The organism is Microbacterium sp. Y547 (assembly GCF_057669785.1).
Window position 1 is genome coordinate 1 of the sequence record NZ_JBYHFN010000013.1, and the last position, 6,555, is coordinate 6,555.

5 protein-coding genes and 1 pseudogene are annotated in these 6,555 nt (G+C 66.7%); 4 read left to right on the forward strand and 2 right to left on the reverse strand.

Going from position 1 to position 6,555, the window contains the following annotated elements; translation table 11 throughout:
* Positions 1–145 precede the first annotated feature (145 nt).
* Positions 146–1,132 (forward strand): annotated as a pseudogene (locus tag AC25Y0_RS12870) (Abi family protein).
* A gap of 480 nt (positions 1,133–1,612) precedes the next feature.
* On the opposite strand, the gene AC25Y0_RS12875 reads toward AC25Y0_RS12870, so the two are convergent.
* Complete coding sequence (locus AC25Y0_RS12875) at positions 1,613–2,167, reverse strand: TetR/AcrR family transcriptional regulator (RefSeq protein ID WP_488134776.1); 555 nt, start codon at positions 2,165–2,167, stop codon at positions 1,613–1,615.
* A gap of 100 nt (positions 2,168–2,267) precedes the next feature.
* On the opposite strand from AC25Y0_RS12875, the gene AC25Y0_RS12880 reads away from it, so the two are divergent.
* Both AC25Y0_RS12880 and AC25Y0_RS12885 read left to right on the forward strand, forming a co-directional pair.
* On the forward strand, positions 2,268–3,308 hold the full coding sequence (locus tag AC25Y0_RS12880; RefSeq protein WP_488134777.1) for a hypothetical protein: 1,041 nt from the start codon (positions 2,268–2,270) through the stop codon (positions 3,306–3,308).
* A 112-nt stretch (positions 3,309–3,420) separates the two neighbouring features.
* Positions 3,421–4,062, forward strand: coding sequence for a DUF1275 family protein (locus AC25Y0_RS12885; RefSeq protein ID WP_488134778.1), 642 nt, complete (start codon positions 3,421–3,423; stop codon positions 4,060–4,062).
* A 33-nt stretch (positions 4,063–4,095) separates the two neighbouring features.
* Here the strand turns inward: AC25Y0_RS12885 and AC25Y0_RS12890 are convergent, their stop codons facing one another.
* The gene (locus tag AC25Y0_RS12890) at positions 4,096–4,752 is read right to left on the reverse strand and encodes a DUF305 domain-containing protein (RefSeq protein ID WP_488134779.1); all 657 of its coding nucleotides are present in this window, start codon (positions 4,750–4,752) and stop codon (positions 4,096–4,098) included.
* Positions 4,753–4,980: 228 nt separating this feature from the next.
* Between AC25Y0_RS12890 and AC25Y0_RS12895 the strand changes: the two genes are divergently transcribed.
* Positions 4,981–6,555 (forward strand): LVIVD repeat-containing protein (locus AC25Y0_RS12895; RefSeq protein ID WP_488134780.1); only part of this gene is annotated, 1,575 nt, incomplete at its 3' end.

A 6,555-nucleotide genomic window follows, 5' to 3' on the forward strand; every position in this document is an offset into this window, starting at 1 on the left:
CAGACGTCAACCAAACTCGGGGCAGTCCCTCCCTGTGACAACGCGCAAGCTCCCCCGCGAGTCAGCTGCGGGTGGTACGGTGGACCCATCACGATCAGCCCGCTCGCCTCACGGCTCGGGCTGATTTTCTTTTCCAGGAGGATGGATGGTCGAGTACGCCAAACCCTGGCTCTCCATCGATGATCAGATCCGCAAACTGAGCGAGCGCGGTGTCGACGTAGGGGACCACGCCGACGCCGTACGTCTGCTCAACGCCATCGGCTACTACCGACTTACCGGCTACCTATACCCCTTCCGGATGTCGGAGTCATTCGTCGATGACAACGGCGAACCGGGCGTCCGCATCGTGAGCCAGTACCGCGAAGGAACCTCCCTCGCCCACGCATCACAGATCATCGACTTCGATCGCAAGCTACGCCTCCTCGTGCTGGATGGCGTCGAACGCATCGAAGTCGCGCTCCGGATGCAAGTGGGGTACGTCCTCGGACGACGATCACCATTCGCGCACCTCCACGACTCAACGTTCGTCACGTCATTTACCGGGACCTCGACCGACCCGGCCACGGGCGAGCCGACCAGCCGTCATATCGAGTGGCTGCAACGTGTCGACGTCCGCCGACTCGGTTCAGACGAGGCATTCGTCGCCCACTTTCGCACCAAGTACGACGACACGATGCCAATCTGGGCGCTCACCGAGATCCTCGAGCTTGGGCATCTGGCGCGGCTCTATGCCGGGCTATCGAACGATCTCGCAACCTAGATCGCGCGAGCGTTCGATGTGCCCACAAAACGCGTCATGTCGAGCTGGCTTGCGAGCCTCAACTACGTCCGAAACGTCGCAGCGCACCACGCGCGTCTCTACAACCGCAAGCTCGTCGTCGCACCTCAACGACCACCCAAGGGAGTCGTTCCGCTACTCGATCACCTCCGGAACGAGACCACAGCGAAGAGCGTCTTCGGCGTATCCAACGCGCTTGCCGTCATTGCCTTTCTGTTGCCGTCCGTGGATCCCGCGTCCGGCTGGCCTGCCAAAGCAGCCGACCTCCTCCATGACTTCCCGGCCTCGTCAGGCTTCACGACGCAGACGATGGGTGTCCCGAGCGACTGGTCGAGCGCGACGCTCTGGAGGTAAGCCCTCGCCTGGCTAGGCTGGGATCGGTGCCGCGCAACGAGCAGAAGCGGTTGCTGTACCTGTCGCACGCGGTCTCCGTTCTGCGAGCGCCGAGCGACGTGCCGCGTGGAGGTCACCCGGTTGGCGCTCGCACAAGTAGCACGGAATCTGTGCCGGGAATGTGCCGGGAACTCTCCCGAAACGACCACGACGAACGAACATCAATGAGCACTCGAACCGCGAAATCACGCGGGCAATGAGTGCTAACGAGTACCCAAAAAGCCACCGCAAACAACTGAAAATCGTGAGGTCACGGGATCGACGCCCGTCGGAGCCACACGGATCGTCGTTACAACGGTCCTAGAAACCCTCGCCTAGCTTCTACATGGCGGGGGTTTCGCTTTTCCCGGCGGGAGGCCGATCAGACCTGACGGGGATCCCGGTGACCGTGCCGTTCCGGCATCTGGATCTCGCGAGACAGCCCCACACGCCGCCCTCCCGTCAGGGGCGGATGCCGGTGGCGAAGATGGCGACCAGACGGCGCTCCAACCCGGGCGCCAGCGCGCGGACGGCCTCGGGTTGCGGGCGCGAGAGGATGCCGATCGCGAGGACCAGCTCCAGGGCGGAAAGGCTCTCGTCGGCGAGTCCGTGGGCACGCGCCTCCACGAGGACGCGGTCGACCTCAGCGAGCGCCGCACTCTGCGCATCACGCAGCGCGGCCGACAGCCCACCGCCCACCACCTGCGAGAGGGCGTCGGTGAGCGCGCCGAGATCCAACGCGACGAGGCGGTCCAGGAACTCCCGCCACGCGGCATCCGGGTTGCGCTGGATGGTCGGCAGCGCCCCGTTCGCGGCAGCGGCGACGTCTTCGAGGCTCGCACCGATCACCGCGTCGATGAGGTCGAGCCGAGTGGGGAAGTTCCTGTAGAGCGTGGCGATGCCGACATCGGCCGCCTCAGCGACACTCTCCAGCGCCACGCCGCTTCCCCGCGCGGCGAAGAGGCGACGCGCCTCATGAACGATCGCCTGCCGCCGACGGGCTGCATCCGCGCGCATCCGCCACCACCTTCCTCATCTTCGCGATTCTCCCAGCTAAGCGGAGTATATTCATCCGCCTAAGCGGAGGAGTAGCCTCCGCATCTGCGATCCGAGGCCCATGACAACGCACGCCACCCCCGAACCCCGTACCGCCCTTTCATCGGAGGAAGCACCCGCCACGAGCAAGCGCCGCCCGCCCGCGGCGATCATGCTCGCGGCACTGACGCTCGGCCTGTCCGTGGTCCTCACGCTTCTGCTGGTGGTCTTCATCATGCCCTCGCTCAAGGGCGGGGCGCACGACCTGCCCTTGGGCATCGTGGGGTCTTCGCAGAGCATCGCGCAAGTGGATGCCGGCCTGGCGGCCGCGAACCCGGACGCCTTCGAGCTGTCCGTCTATGAGTCGGCCGAGGACCTGTCCACCGCCATCCGCGAGCGCGAAGTGGCAGGTGGATTCGTGGTGGAGAACGGCGCGGTGCACACCCTCGTGGCCAGTGCCGGATCCGTCACGATCTCTTCCACCGTCGGGGCGACCGGCGAAGCGCTGGCCGCACAGCTGGGCATGGATGCGGCTCAGACCGACGTCGTGCCGCTGCCCGCGGCTGATCCGTCCGGTGTCGGCATCGGCGGACTCGCCTTTCCGCTCGTGTTCGGCGGCATCGTGCCGGCCGTCGCCTTCCGTGCCGTGTTCCCCCGACGCCTCGGCTGGGCAGTCGGCGGCATTCTGGGCTTCTCCGTCATCGGCGGTGCCGTTGTGGCTGCCGTGCTGGCTTTCCTGTTCGGCAGCATTTCGACGGCCGCCTTCTGGCCCGTCGCCGGAGCCATGACCCTGGGCATCGCGGCCCTCGCGCTTCCCTTGGCCGGGCTCAAGGAGCTCTTCGGCGGCAAGGGATTCACGATCGGTGCGATGGTGATGATGTTCCTCGGCAACCCGCTGGCAGGGATCTCGACGTCAGCGGAATGGCTACCGGGCTGGCTCGGCGCCATGGGCCAGGCGCTGCCGCCCGGCTCAGCCGGCACGCTCGTGCGCGCGGTGGCCTACTTCGGTGGCGCCGGAGGGCTCGGCGCCGCCCTCGTCCTGGCCACCTGGACAGCCGCGGGCGGGGTGATGCTCGCGATCGCGGCGCGCCGGTCGCGTCGCTCACCGCAGCGCACTACCTGATCCGACGCTTCGGCAAGGGTTGCATGCTTCGTCCGAGACGGCGGGTTGGCTCGAGCCCGCGACCTGAGGAGAATCAGGTCACACCTCTGAGGGAAGACCACGGGGAGAACGCATGGTCCGATCGTTGAGCAATCGCACGTTCGCGGCAGCCGCCGTGCTCTCCGCCTTCGCGGGCTTCGTCGACGGCTTCGGGTTCGTCTACCTCGGCGGCTATTTCGTCTCGTTCATGAGCGGCAACACGACCCGCGCGAGCGTCGACCTCGCGGGTGCGGGCTTCGCCGCCGCCGCCACGGGGTTCCTCCTCATGGCGGCCTTCGTCATCGGAGCGATGATCGGCACGAGCCTTCCGGGGGGACGAGCGCGCGGCGAGATCCGGATGCTCCTCGTTCTGATCGGAGTGGCCGCGGCCGCAGTCACCTCGGCCGTCGGATGGACCTGGGCGACGGGCGCGCTGCTGGCCCTGGCGATGGGCGCACTCAACACGGTCTTCGCCCGCGGCGGCGACGTGCCGTTCGGGATCACCTACATGACCGGCGCACTCGTCAAGTTCGCGACCACCCTGGTCACCGCTCTCAAGGGCGGCCCGCCGTGGGCATGGGTGCGGCACCTCGTGCTGTGGCTGGCGATCGCTCTCGGCGCCGTCGCGGGTGCCGGCGCCTTCTCACTCGTCGGCACCGCCGCCCTGTGGATGCCGGTCATCGGCCTCGCCATGATGCTCGCCCTTCCCCCGACTCGAGCGCTGTTCCACGTCTGAGCGCTGGGGGATGCCGCATCCGGCCCGCGCCGGTCAGGACCGGTCGGCGAGCATTCCCTGCATGCGCTTGATCTCGATGTTCTGGTCGGCCTCGACGTGCCGGGCGATCGTGTCGATCGCGATCTCCTGGCCGCCTCCCGACGCATAGAGGTCGACGACCATCGTGACGGCACCCTCGTGGTGCCTGATCATGAACTCGAGGAACATCCGGTCGAAGGCCTTGCCCTCGGCGCGGGCGAGAGCATCGAGCTCGGCGTCGGTGAGCAGACCCGGCATGCCGGCATGCGCATCGTGGCCGGCGTCCGGATCGCGAGCCGGCTCGCCGCGCTCCTGCAGCCACGCCTCCATCTGGCGCATCTCCTCTTCCTGGCCGATGGCCATGCGCTGAGCGAGCAGCCTGACTTCTTCGTCATCGGAGCGCTCGGCCACGAGGTCGGTCATGATGATCGCCTGCGAGTGGTGGTGCAGCATGTCGCGCACGAAGACGACGTCTTCTTCCACGTACGGGGGACCCTGGATCGCGGCCGCCTCTTCGGGCGACAGCGTGCGATTGGGCTGCCCCGGACCCCCCAGCTGCACGACCGGCGCCGTCGACGTGGGTACAGGCTCAGCCTCGCTCGTGCAGGCTGTGAGGCCGACCGCGAGCATGACCGCCGCACCCGTCGAAACCAGCCGGGTCCATCGCGTCATCGTCGTGCACCTCTCGTCATTGAGTGTCGGCCCATCATCCGTCACGTCATCGGTTATCGCGTTACGGGTAGCGCTGTTCCCAGCAGACCTATAGATTCCCCTACATATAACTGCATATCCGTGAAGTATGCGAAGCGCGCACCACGACCCGCCCGCGGGGCGCGGAGTGCTCTTCGGCCAAAGCAATGAAGCTACAAATCGATGACGATTGAAAGGCCTAACCTCAGAATGAACACACAACCCGAACGCGCACGCTGGAAGGCGCGCGCACTGGCCACCGTGGGCGCCGTCGCCCTCGGCATGTCGATGGTGACGGCTACCGCCACCGTCGCAACGGCCGACACGCAGGCAGACCCCCGCGAGGGGCTCGCCGCCGGCCTGTACAACGCAGGCACCGCCGCCAGCAACGTCGACCTGCTCTCGACGCAGGCCAAGCCCGAAGGCTTCGGCAACTACAACTCCGACATGGCGTACACCGGCAATTACGCGATCAACGGAAACTACAACGGCTTCCAGATCTATGACATCTCGAACCCCGCAGCACCGACGCTGACGGGGTCGTTCCTGTGTCCCGGTGGACAGGGCGATGTCTCTGTCTACGGCGACCTGCTGTTCATGTCGGTCGAATCGGCCCCGGGCCGCCTCGACTGCGGATCGGCCAACAACACTCCTGTCACCGACCCGCAGAACTTCCGCGGTGTCCGCATCTTCGACATCAGTGACATCAACAACCCGTTCCAGGTCACCGGCGTCCAGACGTGCCGAGGATCGCACACCCACACCGTGGTCGAAGACCCCGATGACGCCGAGAACGTCTACGTCTACGTCTCGGGCACCGGTGGCGTCCGCACCACGACGACGAACGTCGCCGGCGGCTGCACGAACGTCGCGGGCAACACGATCGAGTCACAGCTCGACGCTGAGGGCAACCCCATCCTGGGCGCGCGCTTCCTCGTCGAGGTCATCAAGGTTCCGCTGGCCAACCCGGCCGGTGCGGCAATCGTCAACCACGCCCGCATCTTCAGCGACCCGGCAACGGGCAGCCCCGCGGGCCTGTGGCCCGGCGGCAGCCACGGCGAGGGCATGCAGTCCACGTCTGCAGCGGACGCGTGCCACGACATCACGTCGTACCCCGAGATCGGCCTCGCTGCCGGCGCCTGTGAGGGCAACGGCATCCTGATCGACATCAGCGACCCGGCCAACCCGGTTCGCCTCGATGCCGTCACCGACCCGCGCTTCGCCTACTGGCACTCGGCCACGTTCAACAACGACGGCACCAAGGTCGTCTTCACCGACGAGTGGGGTGGCGGAAGCGGTGCTCGCTGCCGCGCAGTCGACCCGCTCAACTGGGGCGCCAACGCCATCTTCGACATCGTCGACGGCAAGCTCGAGTTCCGCAGCTACTACAAGATGCCCGCCCCACAGACGGCGCAGGAGAACTGTGTCGCGCACAACGGTTCGCTCGTTCCGGTCCCGGGTCGCGACATCATGGTCCAGGCCTGGTACCAGGGCGGTCTCTCGGTGTTCGACTTCACCGACTCCGCCAACCCGGTCGAGATCGGCTACTTCGACCGCGGCCCGATCAACGGCAGCGCCCTGACGCTGGCCGGTTACTGGTCGACGTACTGGTACAACGGTCACATCTTCGGTTCGGAGATCGGCCGCGGCTTCGACAGCCTCGCGCTGAAGCCGAGCGAGCACCTGAGCGCGAACGAGATCGCGGCTGCGACCGAGTTCCAGCTCGACGAGTTCAACCCGCAGCACCAGCCGAAGATCTCGCACGCTGCGAGCTACGCGGTTGCG

Excerpts from the sequence above, each read along its gene's own strand:
- AC25Y0_RS12880 (WP_488134777.1), top strand. The coding sequence starts at position 2,268 with ATGACAACGCACGCCACCCCCGAACCCCGTACCGCCCTTTCATCGGAG.
- AC25Y0_RS12875 (WP_488134776.1), bottom strand. The coding sequence starts at position 2,167 with ATGCGCGCGGATGCAGCCCGTCGGCGGCAGGCGATCGTTCATGAGGCG.
- AC25Y0_RS12885 (WP_488134778.1), top strand. The coding sequence starts at position 3,421 with ATGGTCCGATCGTTGAGCAATCGCACGTTCGCGGCAGCCGCCGTGCTC.
- AC25Y0_RS12890 (WP_488134779.1), bottom strand. The coding sequence starts at position 4,752 with ATGACGCGATGGACCCGGCTGGTTTCGACGGGTGCGGCGGTCATGCTC.